Origin of the sequence: Modestobacter marinus (assembly GCF_011758655.1) — a bacterium.
Classification (GTDB): Bacteria; Actinomycetota; Actinomycetes; order Mycobacteriales; family Geodermatophilaceae; genus Modestobacter; species Modestobacter marinus.
In genome coordinates this window covers 322,063-338,598 of the sequence record NZ_JAAMPA010000003.1, presented here as the reverse complement: position 1 = coordinate 338,598, position 16,536 = coordinate 322,063, and the positions used below count along the sequence as shown (strand labels likewise).

The window sequence follows — 16,536 nt, the reverse complement described above, 5'->3', positions numbered from 1 at the left end:
CAAGAGCGGGAGCCCCTGTGTCCACCAACCTCAAGGTGTCGGCCGCACTGGTCGCCGCGTTCGCCGCCGTCGTGGCCGCGGTCCTCATTCTGGGGCAGTCCGATTCCGGCTCGAGCGCCGACAGCGGCGCGCGGGTGGTGCGCGAGGACAGCCACCGCCTCGGTGAACCCGGCGCCGGCGACGTGACCCTGGTCGAGTTCCTGGACTTCGAATGCGAGGCGTGCGCGTCGGTGTACCCGTTCGTCGAGCAGCTGCGCGAGGATTACGCCGGCCAGGTGACGTTCGTCGCCCGGTACATGCCGATGCCCGGCCACCCGAACGCCGAGAACGCCGCCGTCGCCGTCGAAGCCGCCGCCCAGCAGGGCGAGTTCGAGGCGATGTACCAGCGCATGTACGAGACCCAGGAGCAGTGGAGCCACCGGGAGGAGTCCCAAGCCGCTGTGTTCCGCGGCTTCGCCGCCGACCTCGGCCTGGACCTGGCCTCCTACGACGAGGACGTGGCCGACCCGGCCACCCTCGAGCGGGTGCTGGCCGACCGGGACGACGGCCTGGCGCTCGGCGTGGAGGGCACACCGACGTTCTTCCTCAACGGCGAGAAGCTCGAGGTCACCACCACCGACGAGTTCATCGAGCGCATCGAGGCCGCCCTCGATGAGTGACACCGCAGTCGCCGACCGGCCGGCCGCCACCGAGGCACCCGCCTCGGCCGGCCGCGGCCTGGCGGTGTGGCTGCTCGTCGGCGGGCTGCTCGGTTTCGTGGCGGCGCTCGTGCTGGCGGTGGAGAAGTACGCCCTGCTGGCCGACCCCGCCTACGTGCCGACCTGCAGCCTCAATCCGGTGCTGAGCTGCGGCTCGATCATGGCCAGCCCGCAGGCGGACGCCTTCGGCTTCCCCAACCCATTGCTCGGGATCGCCGGCTTCCCCGTCGTCGCCGCCACCGGCGCCGCGCTGCTCGCCGGCGGCTGGCTGGCCGAGTGGTTCTGGGCCGCGCTCCAGGCCGGCGTCACCGCCGGCGTCGTGTTCGTGCACTGGCTGATGTTCGCCAGCCTGTACCGCATCGAGGCGCTGTGCCCGTACTGCATGGTCGTCTGGGCGGTCACCATCCCGCTGTTCACCGCCGTCACCCTGCGCAACCTCACCGCCTGGGCGCCGCGGCTGCCCGCAGGGGTCAACGCCGCGGTCGCGGTGGTGCGAACCCGGCACAGCGTCCTGCTCACCGCCTGGTTCCTTCTCATCGTCGCCGCCATCACACAGCGGTTCTGGCTGTACTGGAGTTCCCTCGTTGGCTGACACCCCGACCCGCCGCGGCCTGGTGGCAGCCGCCCTCGTCGCTGCCGCCCTCCTGCTCCTGGGCTGCTCCGGTAGCTCGGGGACCAACGCCAGCACCGCCACCGATGCTGCGGAGTTCGACTTCAGCGAGGCCACTCCCCTGGGCCAGGTGATCCCCGCGGAAGCGCGTGAATCGGCCCCGGCGTTCAGCGGTGAGCTGCTCGATGGCAGCGAGTTCGACTCGCAGTCGCTGGATGGCGACATCACCGTGCTCAACTTCTGGGGATCCTGGTGCGCGCCCTGCCGGGTGGAGACACCCGAGTTCCAGGCGGTCTACACCGACGTCGCCGACTCCGGCGTGCAGTTCCTCGGCGTGGACGTCAAAGACCAGCGGAACCTCGCCCAGGCCTTCGTCGATCGCGTCGGCGCCACCTACCCCTCCATGTTCGACCCACGTGGCGAGGTCGCACTGGCCTTCCGCGGCTTCCCCGCCAACGTCGTGCCCACCACCATCCTGCTCGACCGCGACGGGCAAGTAGCCGCGGTGTACGTGGCCGTCGTCCCCGAAGACGACCTGCGCACGGCCCTCGACCAGCTACTGGACGAGGGCTGAGCCGTGAGCGACCTCGGCGCGACATTCGCCGACATCGTCACCGACGGTTCCCTGCTGCTCGCCATCGCCGTCGCCGCCCTGGTCGGACTGATCAGCTTCGCCTCGCCGTGCGTGCTTCCGTTGGTCCCCGGCTATCTGGGCTACGTCGCCGGCCTCACCGGAGCAACGGCCGCAGGGCCCGCGGCCGGGCAACCGGCCACTCCGCCGCCATCGGAGGCCGGGACCGCCGTCACCACGTGCCTCCCACGGCGGCGCCGTCGCGCAGAGACCGGCGCCGGGTACTTGCCGGAGCCCTGCTGTTCGTCGCCGGCTTCAGCCTGGTGTTCGTCTCCTTCGGAGCACTGTTCGGCGGTCTCGGGCGGCTGCTGCTGGAGTGGGCGCCCCTGCTTACCCGGGTCATGGGCGTGGTCACCATCGTCATGGGCCTCGCCTTCCTGGGAGCGCTGCCCTGGCTGCAGCGGGAACGGCGCATCCACCGGCGCCCACCGGCCGGTCTGGCCGGCGCACCGGTGCTGGGGATCGTCTTCGGGTTGGGCTGGACACCGTGCCTGGGCCCGACGCTCTCCGCGGTGAACTCGCTGGCCTACAGCCAGGCGTCCGCGGGCCGCGGCGCCGTGCTCGGCTTGGCCTACTGCCTTGGGTTGGGCATCCCGTTCCTGCTGGTTGCCCTCGGCGCCCGTCGGGCCCTCACCTTCTCCACCTTCGCCCGCCGCCACGCCCCCACGGTCATGCGCGTCGGAGGCGTCCTGCTCCTGGCCCTCGGCCTGCTCCTGGTGACCGGGATGTGGGACGCAGTGATGATGTGGCTCCGCTCCTGGCTGGCCACCACCGGCCTGGGCTCCTCCGTGGTCTGAGATCGAGAAATTGTCCCCGTGATCGCCAGCATCAGAGCCAAGTGAAACTCAGGAACTGCGCCGGAGCACGGCTGGGATCTCCCGCTTGGGTGTCTGGCAGACGAGCTGTCCATACCTCGCCCTATTTTGCGATGCAGGGCCTCCCCCGGGCGGCGTCACGAGACTAGAGAGGTTCGTCATGGACAACGCCGATGACCTGCTGACCACGGCCGAGGTTGCCCAGATCATGCGCTCGCCCGTCTCCACGCTGAGGTACTGGCGGCACCTCGGCACCGGCCCGCACAGCTTCCGTGTGGGACGTCGCGTGGTCTACCGGCGCGCTGACGTGACCGCGTGGCTCCATGAGCAGGCAGAAGCAGGGCGGGCTGAACGAGCCGGGTGAGCAGCGGGAGTGAACGCTGCCCCGCCGCCGTGCCAACAATCCACTGCGATGCAGCTCATCGGTTCAGCACCCGCGCCGCCTCGGCGCTGACGACCTGTCGGCCGAAGTAGACGTCGAGCGTCATCGACGGGTTGGCGTGGCCCAACTGGTCGGCCACCTGGCGCGGGCTGAGGCCGGCCTCGTCGAGACGCGTGGCAACGGTCTTCCGGAAGGCATGCGAGGTGACCCACGACCACGGCCCTTCCTCACAGCGGATGCGTCGCCCGCCTGCTCCGGCCCTGAAGGAGCCGTCCTCGTCGAGCTGATAGCCCGTTCCCCCACAGGTCTCGCACTCGAACGAGTCGAGCAACTGGCGGAGGTCTCCTGAGACGTTCGACGGATCCCGCAGTGCGCCGGTCAGCGGCGGAGTGAAGACGATCTCAGCGTCCGTCTGCCGGCGGGAACTCGCCCGCCGGTCCTCCAGCATCCGGACGGCGAACTCGGGCAGCGCGATGATCCTCCAGCCTGCGGTGGTCTTCGGCCGCGGCTGGACCGCCAGCCCGGCGCCTGGCACGCGGACCACAGTGGCATTCACTTCCCAGGTCCCGGCCCCGAGATCGAGGATTGGCTTGCCGTCGCCGTTGGTTTCGTACCGCAAAGCCAGCGCTTCGCCGATCCGGCAGCCGGTGGCAAGCATCCAGTCGACGACGTCGGGCAGGTCGAGCTCGGTCGCGCGGTCGCTGGTTCGGAACAGTTCTACGAGTCGTCCGGTCTCTGCCACGGTCAGTGCGCGCGGCGCTCGCTTGCCGGTACTGATCTTGGCAGTGGCGTCGCGGACCGGATTGACCGCGACGGCGCCGTCCTGGATCGCCAGCGCGAACATCCCGGAAAGGCACGCCCGCGCTGTCTTGGCCGCCCCCGGTCCGCTGCTCTTGGCGATGGCGGCCAGCGCCCGGCTGACCACTCCGGAGGTCACCTCGCGGATGCAGAGCTGACCGAACGCCGGCTTGACCTGCTTGTTGACCACAGACCTGTAGGTGCGCTGCGTTCCGGTCGACCAGCCGTGGTCGGCCTCGATCCACGCCTCGGCCAACGTGGCCATTCGTGTGGCGGCTGTGATCGCGCCGACACCGCCGGGCGCCTGGCGGCTGGTGAACTCAGCCTTCAGCGCCCGCTCGGCGGCGGCGCGCGACGGCCCCACCTTGGACACGAGCCGGACCCGGCCGTCGAAGTCGCGGAACTTCGCCCGAGCCTTGACCTGGCCGCTCGGCTGCGCGATGAACAGGACCTTGCCGTACGTGCCGAGCGGGAGCGGTGGCCGGCCCACGGCATCCTCCTCATCCGTTTTGGATGCTTAAAGGATGCCCGACGGGTGCGGCTCAGGCCATAGCAAAGGGCTCCAGCCCGCGAAACCGCTGGCCAGAGCCCTAATGGAGCTCCCCCGACTGGACTTGAACCAGTAACCCTGCGATTAACAGTCGCATGCTCTGCCAATTGAGCTACGGGGGATCGGCGGGTGGTGCCCGCGCGCCCACAGAGATTACCCCACGCCCAGGCCGGCACCTGGCCCGGGGGGCTCCCGGCGGGTCGCGCTCAGGGCGACGACCCCGCCACCCGGCCGGGTGAGGGCGCTCAAGTGGGTCTGGACCACTGCCGACGCTGTCTGCATGCGGGAGGCGTGCGAGCGGGCAGCGGCAGGCGTGAGCCGCCACATCGAGTGGCGTGCCGTCACGCTCCTCGCGATCTGCCTGACCGGCAGCATCCCGCTGTTCGTGGTCAGCGCCTTCCAGCGCTCGGTCGGCTCGGACGCCGACGCCAGGCTCGCCGCCCTGGGCGCCTCGATCTGGGGCTGCATGGCCGGCTACATCGCCGTCCGGCGTCGGGTGGGCCCTCGGGACGGCGCCGCCATCATCGGCGCGGCCAGCACGGTGATGATCGTCCAAGGGGTGGGGCAGGACGAGCTGACCATCCGCTGGCTGTGTGCCGCCGCCCTGGTGGTGGTCCCCGTGGCTGCCGCGATGATGCTCGGCACCCGTGAGGTGGCCGCCACCACGGCGGTCGCGGTGGCGGGCGTGGTGGCGATCAGCCTGACCCTGCCCACTCCCCCGCTGCTGCGGGTGTACTCCGCGCTGACGATGGTCGTCATGGTGCTCGCCCCGATCACCGTGGTCACCCTCCTGGTGCGCCGCATGCAGGCCGCCCGGGACCTGGCCCGCACCCTCTCCGTGACCGACCCGCTCACCGGGCTGTCCAACCGCCGCGGCATCCAGGCCCGGGCCGGGTCGATCGTGGCCGCCGCGTCGGCAGCCGGCGAGCCGGTGACCGTGATGGTCCTGGACCTCGACCACTTCAAGACGGTGAACGACACCCACGGGCACGCGGTCGGCGACCGGGTGCTCATGGAGGTGGCCGGCGCGATGACCCGGATCGCCCGCGCCGACGACCTGCTCGTCCGCCTCGGCGGTGAGGAACTGGGCTGGGTCGCCCACTTCCCCGGACCGGACGAGGTCGCCCGCGCCGCCGAGAGGCTGCACGCCGCCGTACGGGAGCAGTCGGTGCCCGACCTCCCTCCGGTGACCGTCAGCATCGGGGTCGTGACCGCGGAGCCGACGCCGGGTCAGGAGCCGGTCGCCGCCGTCCTCTCCCTGCTCAGCACCGCCGACCGCGCCCTCTACGAGGCCAAGCGAGCCGGACGCGACCGGATCGCCTACGCCGACCGCCCACGCGAGCTCACCCCGACCTCCTCAGCCGCCCCGGCCTCGACGGGTCGGAACCGCGCGGGGCCGGTAGCGTGATCACTTCCGCCCCGATCCAGGAGGTCCCCGTGGCCAAGCTGTCCTTCCTCGCCGGCTTCGGTGCCGGTTACGTCCTCGGCGCCAAGGCCGGCCGTGAGCGCTACGAGCAGATCCGCCGCGTCTACAACCACGCCAAGGACGACCCGCGCCTGCAGACCGCGGCCGGCATGGCCCAGGCCCGCGCCGACGCCGCCGTCGACTCGGTGAAGAACCGGCTGGGGAACGAGACCGGCAACAAGTGAACCCGCGTCAGCGGCTGGGGTCGTCGGCGTCGACCGCGGCGGCCAGGCGGTCGCGGGCGACCTGACGCGCCACCGGGTCGTCCCGGTCGGCGTCGTCGTCGAAGACGACGGTCCACTCCCGCGCCGCCTGGCCGGGCACCCGGCGGGCCACCAGCAGCACCCCACCCCCCGTGGGCAGCGGATGCCGATGGCTGGTGACCACCGTGCGGTCGACCCGGGTGCGCAGCACGCCGGGCAGCCCACCGGCCTCGCGCAGCACGTGCCGCTGCGGCGCCTGGCGCGCCTGCACCCCGGGCTCGACCTCGACCAGCGGCGTGATCTCGAACGTGCCGCCGGCACCGGCCGCGGTCCACCGCGCCGTCCCGATCTCGTGCCAGGCCAGCAGCGGTGCGTCCTCGCCGGGATCGGCCGGGACGACGCGCAGGCCGCGCGAGGTGGCCACCGTCCAGCCGCCGTCGACCCGCTCCCCCCAGGCCAGAGCCCGCTCCTCGGCGTCCGCGTCCAGCGCCGCACGCACCGGCTCGGGCGGCCGGGCGAACCGCTCGCGGACCCGCTCGATGAGGCTCACGGGGTCAGCCCGCCGGCCGCCCGCTTGCGCAGCGAGATGGCCAGCTGCTCGAGGTCCATCAGCTTCTTGAAAGCCCGCATGTACTCGTCCTGCGCCTCGATCGGGTTGGTGCGCTGCAGCTTGCCCTTGAGCGCGGCGATCTCCCGGACGGTGGCCATCTCGTGCAGCCGGGCCATCAGTGCGTTCACGTAGGTGGGGTCGTTCTCCCCCACCGCGTGCAGCGGCTCGACGGCCAGCGCGGTCAGCATCGCCTTGGCGGTGTCCCGGTCGCAGTGCGCCGTCACCTCCTCCAGCCACGCCGCCCCGGTCGTCGTCGCCCCGGCCGCTCCCCCGGCGGCCTGGACGGCGGCGGCGACCGCGGCGTAGTCGGGGTGCGTGTAGGAGCTCGGCTCGACCGCGTCGAACTGCGGGCCGGCGATCTCCGGGCACTGCAGGGCGGCCTTCACCGCCTCCCGCTCGACCTCGACCGCGGCGTCGTCCGGCGTCCGCTGCGGGGTGCGCGGACGCGACTTCGGACGTTCCCCGCCGCTCTCTCCGGCCAGCTGGCGCACCCGGGCCACGACCTCGGTCTCGTCGGGCAGGCCGAGCAGGCCGGCGAGCCGGCGGGCGTACGCCGGGCGCAGGGCGTGGTCCTTGATCTGGGCGAGCAGCGGCGCGGTCTTGTCCAGGGCGGCGACCCGGCCCTCGACGGTGTCCAGGTCGTAGCCCTCCAGCGTCGTCCGCAGCACGAACTCGATCAGCGGCGTGCGCCGGCCGATCAGGTCACGGACGGCGGCGTCCCCGTGGGCCTGGCGCAGCTCGCACGGGTCGCGGCCCTCCTGCTCGACCGCGACGAAGGTCTGCGCGACGAAGCGCTGGTCCTCCTTGAACGACTTCATCGCTGCCGCCTGGCCGGCCGCGTCGCCGTCGAAGGTGTAGACGACCTCACCGCGGAACTCGTCCTGGTCCATCAGCAGCCGGCGCAGCACGTTGATGTGCTCGGGCCCGAACGCGGTGCCGCAGGAGGCGACCGCGGTGGTCACCCCGGCGACGTGGCAGGCCATCACGTCGGTGTAGCCCTCGACGACGACGGCCTGGTGGTTGCGGGCGATGTCGCGCTTGGCCCGCTCCACGCCGTAGAGCACCGAGCTCTTCTTGTAGAGCGGCGTCTCCGGGGTGTTGAGGTACTTGGGGCCGGGGTCGTCGTCCATCAGCTTGCGGGCGCCGAAGCCGATGACGTCGCCGGTCAGGTCGCGGATCGGCCAGAGCAGCCGGCGGTGGAACCGGTCGATCAGCGTGCCGCGGGAGGACTCCTTCGCCAGCCCGCCGGTGACCAGCTCCTCCTGGGTGTAACCGAGGCCGCGCAGGTGCCGGGTGAGGGTGTCCCAGCCGCCGGGGGCGTAGCCGCAGGCGAAGTCCAGGGCCACCTGCCGGTCGAAGCCGCGGTCGGCGAGGAACGACCGGGCCGGCGCGGCCTCCGGCGTCATCAGCTGGCTCGCGTAGAAGTCCGCGGCGGCGGTGTTGGCCGCCACCAGCCGGGCGCGCTGGCCGGCGTGCGCGCGGTCGGGGCCGGCGGTGGCCCGGCCGCCGTCGTCCTCGTACTGCAGCTGCACCCCGGCCCGGCCGGCCAGCAGCTCCACCGCCTCGGCGAAGGAGAGGTGGTCGATCTCCTGGATGAACCGGATGACGTCGCCGCCGACCCCACATCCAAAGCAATGGTAAAGACCTCGCGAGGGCGTGACCTGGAAGGACGGCGATTTCTCGTCGTGGAACGGGCACAGCCCCTTGAGGCTGCCGCCGCCGGCGCGCTTGAGCTGCAGGTGCTCGCCGATGATGTCGTCGATCTTGGTCCGCTCGCGGACCAGCGCGATGTCCGCGGCGCGGATGCGCCCCCGCCCGGCCATCAGGCCGCCGCCGCAGCGGCCGCGCGCCGGCGCAGCACGAACTCGAACCACAGCAGGAAGACGGCGTGGTCCAGCCGCAGGCCCGGCTGCGTGGTGAGGGTGGGGCGCTGGGCCCACCCGCCGGTGGAGCCGCTCTCGGCGAGCAGCCGGTCACCGGTGCAGTACCGCCGCGCGGGCTTCCACCAGGACGCGGCGGCCACCCCGACCGGGGTGCCCTCGAGCTCCACCGTCCAGGTGTTCCGCCAGAAGGACTCCTGGTGCGCGCGGACCCGGACGGCGTCCGCGGGGTCGAGCGCCCAGCGGCCGGTCAGCTCGCGGCTGCCGTTGCGCCGGAACTCCCACTGGCGACCAGCGACGTCGGCGGTCGCCGCCTCCTTCCAGTTGGCGGCGCGCAGCGTCGCCACCACGGCCCCGTCGGAGAGCACCGGGACGGTGCCCCGCTCGGTGCCGTGCGACCCCTTCTTGCCCAGCTCCAGCACGGTGCTCCTCAGCCGATCCCCGGTGCTCCGGCGACGCTCTCGCCGGTCGCGCGGTAGAGCAGGTAGGCGGCTGTCTCCCGCAGGATGTAGCGGAACTGCGTGGCGCGGGTCTGCACCGCCGGACCCTGCCGGGTGGGTGAGCTGACGGCGTCCAGCCCGGCGTCCTCGGTCATCCGCTCGGCGCGCATCGCGTGCCACGGGTCGCTGACCAGGACGGCGTGGTCCCAGCCCCGCTCGGCGAACTCGGCAGCCACCGCGCGCACGCTCTCCAGGGTGTCGACGCCCTCGGGCACGGCCAGCAACGCATCGGCCGGCACGCCGGTCTGGGCCAGGTAGTCGCGGCCCGCCTCGGCCTCGGTGAACGTGTCGCCGGTGGCCTTGCCGCCCACCGTCACGATCACCGGCGCCACCCCCTCCTCGTACAGCTTGTGCGCGTGCTCCAGCCGGGCCTCGAAGATCGAGGAGGGGACGCCGTTGTACTGCGCCGAGCCCAGCACCACGATCGCGTCGGAGGTGGGGCGCGCGTCCTGCCGGGCGACCCACCAGATGGCCGTGGCCGTGGAGGCGGCCAGCAGCAGGACCGCCGTCACCGCCGCCCCGAGCACCCGGACGACCAGTCGCCCCGCCACCGCTGCCACCCGTCATGGGTACCACGGCCGGCCGACACCGGCGGGACCCCTGGGGACGGTGTGCCGCTCACCCCGCGGCGCTGGTCCCGCAGACCTTCGTGCCGCCCTCGGGCACGACCGTCAGCTGGGTCGAGGTGACCGCGCCGTCGTCGTCCCAGCGGACGTCGACGAACTGCGCCGGCTCGCCGTCCACCTCACCGGCACGTGCCCCGATCACCTCCGGCGTCCCCGGCTGCAGGTACTCGGCGGCCAGGTCGTCGGGGAGCACCGTGGCGCGGACGTCGTCGCAGACCAGGCCGTAGGCGGTCTCCAGGTCGCCCTGGCTCAGCGCGGCGGTGAACACCCCGGCCACCTCGCGCGCCTGGTCCTCACCGGAGCCCTTGAACAGGGTCATCACGACCACCATGACGACGGCGAACAACGCCGTCCCGCCCAGCAGCGCCAGGATCAGCCCGTTGCGGTTCCGCGGGGTGCCGGTGTGCAGCGGCGCCGGGTCGTCGTCGTAGAGGAAGGGACCCTGGGTCACCGCTGCGCTCCTGTCGTGGTGCTCATCCGCCGCTGACCAGTAGCTCGGCCCCGGCCGGCGGCCGGGGGTCGTCGCGGTCGGCCAGCCAACCCTCGGGGAGGGCGACCGGCCGCGGCGGGGTGGTGCGCCCGCGCGGAGCACCGAGCACGCCCTCGGGGTACGGCTGGTCGGGGATCTGGTCGAGCAGGTCGGCCAGCTCGTCGAGCCCGGAGACCATCGCCAGGGCCCGCCGCACGTCCGACCCGACGGAGAAGCCCTTCAGGTACCAGGCGACGTGCTTGCGGAAGTCGCTGCAGCCGTGCACCTCTCCCTGGTCGGCGGCCAGCAGGGTGGCGTGGCGGTGCATGACCTCGGCGACCTGCCGGAAGGTGGGCATGGTGCGGTGCGGCGAGCCGGCGAAGGCGGTGGCCAGGTCGCCGAAGAGCCACGGGCGGCCCAGGCAGCCCCGGCCCACGACGACGCCGGCACAGCCGGTCTCGGCGACCATCCGCAGCGCGTCGTCGGCCTCCCACAGGTCGCCGTTGCCCAGCACCGGGATGTCCACGGTCTGGACCAGCCGGGTGATGTGCGACCAGTCGGCGGTGCCGCTGTAGAGCTGGTCGGCGGTGCGCCCGTGCAGCGTGATCGCCGCGGCGCCCTCGTCCTGCGCGATCCGGCCGGCGTCCAGGTAGGTGACGTGCTCGGCGTCGATGCCGACCCGCGTCTTGACCGTCACCGGGACGTCGCCGGCAGCCTGCACCGCGGCCCGCACGATGTTGCCGAACAGCCGGCGGCGCCAGGGCAGCGCCGATCCGCCGCCCTTGCGGGTCACCTTGGGCACCGGGCAACCGAAGTTCAGGTCGATGTGCGCCGGGCGGGTGCCGGCGACCTGCTCGTCGACGAGCATCTCCACCGCGCGCCCCACGGTGGCCGGGTCGACCCCGTAGAGCTGGACGCTGAACGCGTCGGCCTCGCCCGGGGCGGCCTGCACCATCTTCAGCGTCTTGGCGTTCCGCTCGACCAGCGCCCGGGTGGTGATCATCTCGCACACGTAGAGGCCCGCACCGAACTCCCGGCACAGCGTGCGGAACGCCGGGTTGGTGATCCCGGCCATCGGCGCGAGCACCACCGCGGGGTCGACGGTCAGCCCGCCGAGCTGCAACGCGGGCAGCGCCGCCGTGCGCTCGAGAGTGCTGGTCACGCCGTCCAGGGTAGGTGGCCTCGCTGTGTGCCCCGGCTCACGGCCGGGCTCCTCGAGATCGGGCTGGTGGCTGCTTCCTCCAGGAGGAGACAGCCACCAGCCCGATCTCGGCGAGGAGCCCGAGGTGCCCGGTCAGCAGCCGGGGAGGCGGGTGGCGAGGTAGCCGGGGACGGCGTCCAGGCCGATGCGCTCCTGGGCCATCGAGTCGCGCTCGCGGATGGTCACCGCGTCGTCCTCCAGGGTGTCGAAGTCGACGGTGAGGCAGAACGGCGTGCCGATCTCGTCCTGCCGGCGGTACCGGCGGCCGATGGCGCCGGCGTCGTCGAAGTCGACGTTCCAGTTGCGCCGCAGCGTCGCCGCCAGGTCGCGGGCCTTCGGCGAGAGGTCGGCGTTGCGCGACAGCGGCAGGACGGCGGCCTTCACCGGCGCCAGCCGCGGGTCGAGCTTGAGCACCGTGCGGGTGTCGACGCCGCCCTTGGCGTTGGGGGCCTCGTCCTCGGTGTAGGCCTCGACCAGGAAGGCCATCAACGAGCGGGTCAGCCCGGCCGCCGGCTCGATGACGTACGGCGTCCAGCGGGCACCGGAGGCCTGGTCGAAGTAGGACAGGTCGGTGCCGGAGTGCTCCGAGTGGGTCTTCAGGTCGAAGTCGGTGCGGTTGGCGATGCCCTCGAGCTCGCCCCACTCCGAGCCGGTGAAGCCGAACCGGTACTCGATGTCGACGGTGCGGGTCGAGTAGTGGGAGAGCTTCTCCTTCGGGTGCTCGTAGTGCCGCAGGTTGTCCGCCGCGATGCCCAGGTCGGTGTACCAGGCGGTGCGGGCGTCGATCCAGTACTGGTGCCACTCCTCGTCGGTGCCGGGCTCGACGAAGAACTCCATCTCCATCTGCTCGAACTCACGGGTGCGGAAGATGAAGTTGCCCGGGGTGATCTCGTTGCGGAACGACTTGCCGATCTGCCCGATGCCGAAGGGCGGCTTCTTGCGCGCGGCGCCCATGACGTTGGCGAAGTTCACGAAGATGCCCTGGGCGGTCTCCGGGCGCAGGTAGTGCAGCCCCGACTCGTCCTCGACCGGACCGAGGTACGTCTTCAGCATCATGTTGAAGTCGCGCGGCTCGGTCCAGGAGCCCTTGACGCCGCAGTTCGGGCACGAGATGTCGGCCAGGCCGTTCTCCGGCAGCCGGCCCTTCTTCTCCTCGAACTCCTCCTCGAGGTGGTCGGCGCGGAACCGCTTGTGGCAGTTCTGGCACTCCGTCAGCGGGTCGGTGAAGACGCCGACGTGACCGGAGGCGACCCAGGTCTGGCGGGGCAGGATCACCGAGGAGTCCAGCCCGACGACGTCGTCCCGGCTCTGGACGACGGTGCGCCACCACTGCTTCTTGATGTTCTCCTTCAGCTCCACGCCCAGCGGCCCGTAGTCCCAGGCCGAGCGGGTGCCGCCGTAGATCTCACCGGAGGGGAAGACGAACCCCCGGCGCTTGCAGAGGTTGACCACCTTCTCCAGGCGAGCGGGGTCGGCGGTACGGGCGGGGGTGGTGTCGCTGGGCACGGAGGCTCCATCCGGCTGGCGGTCGGCGGGTGATCCCCTCAACGTTAGCCGCCGGCGGGCCGAGGTCCGGCCACGGGCGTCAACCGCCGGCGGCGGCCGGCACCCGCTGGTCGGCCTGCAGTGCGCGCATCACCAGCTTCCGGACGGCGATCACCAGCACGACTGTGACCAGGCCGAGCACGGTGACGTCGTCGGCGAGCCGTAACAGGCCGGCGCCGACCAGGAAGTCCAGCAGGACGCCCAGCGCCAGCCGGACGTCGCGCAGGCGCAGCAGCGTGACCAGGCCGGCGACCAGCCCGAGCGCGGTCACCAGCAGCGCGGCGGTCTGCAGGACGGCGCTCATGTCCCGTTCACGACCGGCCCCGACCGGTGCGCTCGCCCTCGCTGTCGTCGTCCTGCTCGACCTCGGCCCGTTCCTCGGCGATCTCCTTGCCCAGGAAGTAGTTCAGCGCGGTCCGGATGGCCGCGATCGCGGCGAGCTTGCCGATCTCGGCGAAGGACGGCGCGATGGCGGTGCGCAGGACGTCGCTGGCCAGCTGGAACTCCAGGCCGAGCAGCAGGTAGCGGGCCAGCCCCAACCGGACCCGGACGAACTCCTCGCGGTGCCGGCCCCGCACCGCCGCGCGGACGAACTGGACCGCCGCGATGACCGCGCCGACGAAGATCACGATCGCCCCGGCGGCCTCGACCAGCCGGATGAACAGGTTCACGTAGTCCCGCAGCAGCTCCTCCGCGAGGAAGGAACTGGGGAACCCGGTCGTCTCTTCTGCCGCGCGCACGTCCACCGCGCAGTCCTGCCCCGGCGCCGAACGGGCTATTCACCGCCGGTGGTCACAGGTCGGTCGCACACTGCCGATCGAGGGGACGCCCCCACGCGCGCGACCTCCGCGGGCGGAGCGCGCTCCGAGAGGCCACCCATGACCGGCACCCGCCTGGCCACCGCCCTGCGCCTGCGTTCCCTGCGGGCGCTGCTCGTCCTGGTCGTGCTCGCCTGCTCGACGATCCCGCTCGCCGGGCTGGGCGTCTTCGCCTGGCAGCGGAGCGAGGGCGACTGGGTCCGCAACTCCGGGGAGCTGCTGCAGAGCGAGGCACGGTCGACGATCGACAAGATCGACCGCAACCTCTTCGAGCGGTACGGCGACGTGCAGGCCTTCGCCTTCAACCCCGACGCCGCCGCCGGCGCGGCCACGGTCGCCGAGGCCGCGGACTTCTACAGCACGAACTACGTGATCTACGACCTGCTGCTGGTGGTCGACCCGACTGGCCGGGTGGTCGCCGGCAACAGCGTCACCGGCGACGGCGAGCCGGTCGACCCGGCCGCCTGGGCGTCGGCCGACCTCTCCACCCGGCCGTGGTTTGCGCAGGCCCTGGCGCTGTCCCCCGGGCAGACGTACGTCCAGGACCCCGAGGTCGACCCGCTGGTCAGCGCGGCCACCGGCCGGGACGACGCCACCCTGGTGTTCGCCGCCCCGGTGTACGGGCCCGACGGCAGCGTGCAGCGGCTCTGGGTGAACTGGGCGTCGGTGCCGCGGGTGATCGGGCAGATCATGGACGAGCAGGTCGCCGGGCTCGCCACCCGCGGCCTGGACGTGACCGCCCAGCTGCTGCGCAGTGACGGCGTCGTCCTGGTCGGGCCCGGTGCCGACGATGGCCTGGACCTGGCCGGGGCCGACTCCCCCGCCGCCACCGCGCTGGTCGCCGGGCAGTCCGGCCACGGCACCGACGACCTCGGTGACGGCACCGGGCAGGAGGCGGAGCAGGTCCGTGGCTGGTCGGCGTCGCAAGGTGCGCTCGGGTTCGCCGGCTACGGGTGGGGTGTCGTCCTCAGCGAGGACCTCGGGGACGCGGTCGCGCCGGCGTCCTCGCTGCTGCGGGCCGTGCTGCTGGTGGCCGTGCTCGTCGCCGCCGCGGTCGCCGTCCTCGCGCTGCTGGTGGCCCGCGCGCTCACCCGGCCGCTGGACCGGGCGGTCGACGCGCTCGAGCTGGTCGCCGCGGGCGACCTGCGGCCACGGCTGCCGGAGTCGGGCACCGACGAGGTGCGCACGCTGGCGGTCGCGCTCAACCGGTCGCTGGAGAACATGGGCGGAGCGCTGGGCGCCGTGCGCGACCGGACCGGTGACCTGTCCGGCGCCTCGGTCCGGCTGCGCGGGCTCTCCGAGGACGTCGCCCGGGACGCCGCGCGCGGCACCGCGGTGGCCGGGACGGCGCGGGCCGCGACCGAGGCGGTCAGCGACAACGTGCGCACCGTCGCCGCGGGCGCCGAGGAGATGGGCGCGTCGATCCGGGAGATCGCGCACTCCACGACGGAGGCCGCCCGGGTGGGCGCCTCGGCGATGGCCGCCGCCCAGGAGACGACCGCGATGGTCGCCCGGCTCGGTGAGTCCTCCCGGCAGATCGGTGACGTGGTCGGCGCGATCACCTCGATCGCCGAGCAGACCAACCTCCTCGCGCTGAACGCGACGATCGAGGCCGCGCGCGCCGGGGAGGCCGGCAAGGGGTTCGCCGTCGTCGCCAACGAGGTGAAGGAGCTGGCCCAGGAGACCCAGCGGGCCACCGAGGACATCGTCCGGCGGGTGGAGGCGATCCAGGCCGACACCGCCGGCGCCGCGGAGTCCATCGCCGGGATCGCCGCGGTGGTCGAGCAGGTCAACGACTTCCAGCAGACCATCGCCTCGGCGGTGGAGGAGCAGAGCGCGACGACGGCGGAGATGAGCCGCAACGTCGCCGAGGCCGCCAGCGGCACCGACGGCGTCAGCGCGAACGTCCGCTCGGTGACCGAGGCCGCCCGGTCCACCGCCGACTCCACCGAGTCGACCAGGGAGACCGCGGTGGCGCTGGCCGCGATCACCGAGGAGCTGCGCGGTCTGGTCTCCCGCTTCGAGCTGCCCTGATCCTCAGTCGGTGAGGTACGCGCCGGGCTCGTCGAGGGCGTGCACCCACACCGGCGCCCCGGCGATCTTCACCTCGGGCGCGGACAGACCGCGGCGGTAGGCGCCGACGCCGTCCCACCGGGTGCAGAGGGCGAACAGCTGCGGGTCGTCGGCGGACCGGCCGAGCTCGCCGCCGAGGAAACCGGGGCGGGCCCGCAGCGCGGCGAGCAGCTCAGCGGCGGAGGTGAGGAAGGCGGGCACGTCGGCGGCCGGGACGCGCAGGCGGGTCACGGCGAACACCGGGCACCTCCCCCTTCCCTGCGGCAAGAGTTGACAACCGTTCTCACGCGCTCGGACCATGGTGCCATGTCCACGTCCGTGACCCCGTCCCCGCGGCCCGGGTCCCGGAGCGTCCCCGCCGACGTCCAGGCCGCCAGCGAGCTGCTGGCCGCGCTCGCCTCCCCGCTTCGGATGTCGATCGTCACCCTGCTCGACGAGCACGGCTCCCGCTGCGTGCACCAGCTCGTCGACGCCCTCGGCGTCCCGCAGCCGCTGGTCTCCCAGCACCTGCGGGTGCTCCGCGGCGCCGGCCTGGTGACCGGCGTCCGCCGCCACCGCGAGGTCGACTACCGCCTGGTCGACGGGCACGTGGCCCACATCGTCCGGGACGCCCTCGCCCACGCCGGCCACAGCACGGAGCCCCCCGCCCCGGCCTGAACGAG

At 72.8% G+C, this 16,536-nt stretch carries 20 protein-coding genes and 1 tRNA gene; 9 read left to right on the top strand and 12 right to left on the bottom strand.

The genetic code is table 11. From position 1 onward, the window contains the following. The first annotated feature begins 17 nt into the window (after positions 1 to 17). The 5 genes from FB380_RS22605 to FB380_RS22585 all read left to right on the top strand — a co-directional run bounded on the left by FB380_RS22605 (position 18) and on the right by FB380_RS22585 (position 3,118). Positions 18 to 659 (top strand): DsbA family protein, encoded by a 642-nt coding sequence (locus tag FB380_RS22605; RefSeq protein ID WP_166757579.1) that lies wholly within the window; start codon positions 18 to 20, stop codon positions 657 to 659. Further along, positions 652 to 1,290 (top strand): vitamin K epoxide reductase family protein, encoded by a 639-nt coding sequence (locus FB380_RS22600; protein WP_166757578.1) that lies wholly within the window; start codon positions 652 to 654, stop codon positions 1,288 to 1,290. The genes FB380_RS22605 and FB380_RS22600 overlap by 8 nt, the downstream gene beginning before the upstream one ends. Continuing rightward, positions 1,283 to 1,882, top strand: a complete 600-nt coding sequence (locus FB380_RS22595) for a TlpA family protein disulfide reductase (protein ID WP_229682291.1) — start codon at positions 1,283 to 1,285, stop codon at positions 1,880 to 1,882. The genes FB380_RS22600 and FB380_RS22595 overlap by 8 nt, the downstream gene beginning before the upstream one ends. 236 nt (positions 1,883 to 2,118) lie before the next feature. Beyond that, positions 2,119 to 2,736, top strand: a complete 618-nt coding sequence (locus FB380_RS22590) for a cytochrome c biogenesis CcdA family protein (protein WP_229682292.1) — start codon at positions 2,119 to 2,121, stop codon at positions 2,734 to 2,736. A 178-nt stretch (positions 2,737 to 2,914) separates the two neighbouring features. After that, positions 2,915 to 3,118: a helix-turn-helix domain-containing protein gene (locus tag FB380_RS22585; protein WP_166757577.1), complete on the top strand. Its 204-nt coding sequence runs from the start codon at positions 2,915 to 2,917 to the stop codon at positions 3,116 to 3,118. A 55-nt stretch (positions 3,119 to 3,173) separates the two neighbouring features. On the opposite strand, the gene FB380_RS22580 is transcribed toward FB380_RS22585, so the two are convergent. Continuing rightward, the gene (locus tag FB380_RS22580) at positions 3,174 to 4,424 is read right to left on the bottom strand and encodes a tyrosine-type recombinase/integrase (protein ID WP_166757576.1); all 1,251 of its coding nucleotides are present in this window, start codon (positions 4,422 to 4,424) and stop codon (positions 3,174 to 3,176) included. 109 nt (positions 4,425 to 4,533) lie between these two features. Then, positions 4,534 to 4,606, bottom strand: a tRNA-Asn gene (locus FB380_RS22575). Positions 4,607 to 4,797: 191 nt separating this feature from the next. On the opposite strand from FB380_RS22575, the gene FB380_RS26135 reads away from it, so the two are divergent. Then, positions 4,798 to 5,892, top strand: a complete 1,095-nt coding sequence (locus FB380_RS26135; RefSeq protein ID WP_166757575.1) for a GGDEF domain-containing protein — start codon at positions 4,798 to 4,800, stop codon at positions 5,890 to 5,892. Positions 5,893 to 5,921: 29 nt separating this feature from the next. Continuing rightward, positions 5,922 to 6,134 carry a hypothetical protein gene (locus tag FB380_RS22565; RefSeq protein WP_166757574.1) on the top strand — a complete coding sequence of 71 codons (213 nt, stop codon included), beginning with the start codon at positions 5,922 to 5,924 and terminating at the stop codon, positions 6,132 to 6,134. Positions 6,135 to 6,141: 7 nt separating this feature from the next. On the opposite strand, the gene FB380_RS22560 is transcribed toward FB380_RS22565, so the two are convergent. From FB380_RS22560 to FB380_RS22520, 9 genes are all read right to left on the bottom strand, one after another. Further along, entirely contained in the window at positions 6,142 to 6,702 is a 561-nt protein-coding gene (locus FB380_RS22560; protein ID WP_166757573.1) for a hypothetical protein, read from the bottom strand. Continuing rightward, positions 6,699 to 8,585, bottom strand: a complete 1,887-nt coding sequence (gene dnaG, locus FB380_RS22555) for a DNA primase (protein ID WP_166757572.1) — start codon at positions 8,583 to 8,585, stop codon at positions 6,699 to 6,701. Before dnaG ends, FB380_RS22560 begins: the two co-directional genes overlap by 4 nt. Next, entirely contained in the window at positions 8,585 to 9,064 is a 480-nt protein-coding gene (locus FB380_RS22550; protein WP_166757571.1) for a hypothetical protein, read from the bottom strand. The genes dnaG and FB380_RS22550 overlap by 1 nt, the downstream gene beginning before the upstream one ends. An 8-nt stretch (positions 9,065 to 9,072) precedes the next feature. Further along, the gene (locus FB380_RS22545) at positions 9,073 to 9,702 is read right to left on the bottom strand and encodes a YdcF family protein (RefSeq protein WP_188959682.1); all 630 of its coding nucleotides are present in this window, start codon (positions 9,700 to 9,702) and stop codon (positions 9,073 to 9,075) included. Between the two features lie 58 nt (positions 9,703 to 9,760). Further along, positions 9,761 to 10,219, bottom strand: coding sequence for an Rv0361 family membrane protein (locus tag FB380_RS22540; protein WP_166757570.1), 459 nt, complete (start codon positions 10,217 to 10,219; stop codon positions 9,761 to 9,763). A gap of 22 nt (positions 10,220 to 10,241) precedes the next feature. Then, on the bottom strand, positions 10,242 to 11,399 hold the full coding sequence (dusB, locus tag FB380_RS22535) for a tRNA dihydrouridine synthase DusB (protein WP_166757569.1): 1,158 nt from the start codon (positions 11,397 to 11,399) through the stop codon (positions 10,242 to 10,244). 132 nt (positions 11,400 to 11,531) lie between these two features. Then, positions 11,532 to 12,944 (bottom strand): glycine--tRNA ligase, encoded by a 1,413-nt coding sequence (locus tag FB380_RS22530; protein ID WP_166757568.1) that lies wholly within the window; start codon positions 12,942 to 12,944, stop codon positions 11,532 to 11,534. 79 nt (positions 12,945 to 13,023) lie between these two features. Then, positions 13,024 to 13,287, bottom strand: coding sequence for a hypothetical protein (locus FB380_RS22525; protein WP_166757567.1), 264 nt, complete (start codon positions 13,285 to 13,287; stop codon positions 13,024 to 13,026). A gap of 7 nt (positions 13,288 to 13,294) precedes the next feature. After that, complete coding sequence (locus tag FB380_RS22520; RefSeq protein WP_229682293.1) at positions 13,295 to 13,729, bottom strand: DUF1622 domain-containing protein; 435 nt, start codon at positions 13,727 to 13,729, stop codon at positions 13,295 to 13,297. A gap of 132 nt (positions 13,730 to 13,861) precedes the next feature. Here FB380_RS22520 and FB380_RS22515 point away from each other — a divergent pair, with 132 nt between their 5' ends. Then, a complete protein-coding gene (locus FB380_RS22515; RefSeq protein ID WP_166757566.1) occupies positions 13,862 to 15,835 on the top strand; it encodes a methyl-accepting chemotaxis protein in 1,974 nt (657 codons plus the stop codon). 3 nt (positions 15,836 to 15,838) lie between these two features. Here FB380_RS22515 and FB380_RS22510 read toward each other — a convergent pair whose 3' ends face one another. Continuing rightward, positions 15,839 to 16,114 (bottom strand): antibiotic biosynthesis monooxygenase family protein, encoded by a 276-nt coding sequence (locus tag FB380_RS22510; RefSeq protein ID WP_188959683.1) that lies wholly within the window; start codon positions 16,112 to 16,114, stop codon positions 15,839 to 15,841. Between the two features lie 66 nt (positions 16,115 to 16,180). On the opposite strand from FB380_RS22510, the gene FB380_RS22505 reads away from it, so the two are divergent. Then, positions 16,181 to 16,531: an ArsR/SmtB family transcription factor gene (locus FB380_RS22505; RefSeq protein WP_166757564.1), complete on the top strand. Its 351-nt coding sequence runs from the start codon at positions 16,181 to 16,183 to the stop codon at positions 16,529 to 16,531. Positions 16,532 to 16,536 lie beyond the last annotated feature (5 nt).

What these genes read in the sequence shown, in the direction of transcription:
- FB380_RS22600 (WP_166757578.1), top strand. Translation starts at nt 652, where the DNA reads ATGAGTGACACCGCAGTCGCCGACCGGCCGGCCGCCACCGAGGCACCC.
- FB380_RS22585 (WP_166757577.1), top strand. Translation starts at nt 2,915, where the DNA reads ATGGACAACGCCGATGACCTGCTGACCACGGCCGAGGTTGCCCAGATC.
- dnaG (WP_166757572.1), bottom strand. Translation starts at nt 8,585, where the DNA reads ATGGCCGGGCGGGGGCGCATCCGCGCCGCGGACATCGCGCTGGTCCGC.
- FB380_RS22525 (WP_166757567.1), bottom strand. Translation starts at nt 13,287, where the DNA reads ATGAGCGCCGTCCTGCAGACCGCCGCGCTGCTGGTGACCGCGCTCGGG.
- FB380_RS22515 (WP_166757566.1), top strand. Translation starts at nt 13,862, where the DNA reads ATGACCGGCACCCGCCTGGCCACCGCCCTGCGCCTGCGTTCCCTGCGG.
- FB380_RS22505 (WP_166757564.1), top strand. Translation starts at nt 16,181, where the DNA reads ATGTCCACGTCCGTGACCCCGTCCCCGCGGCCCGGGTCCCGGAGCGTC.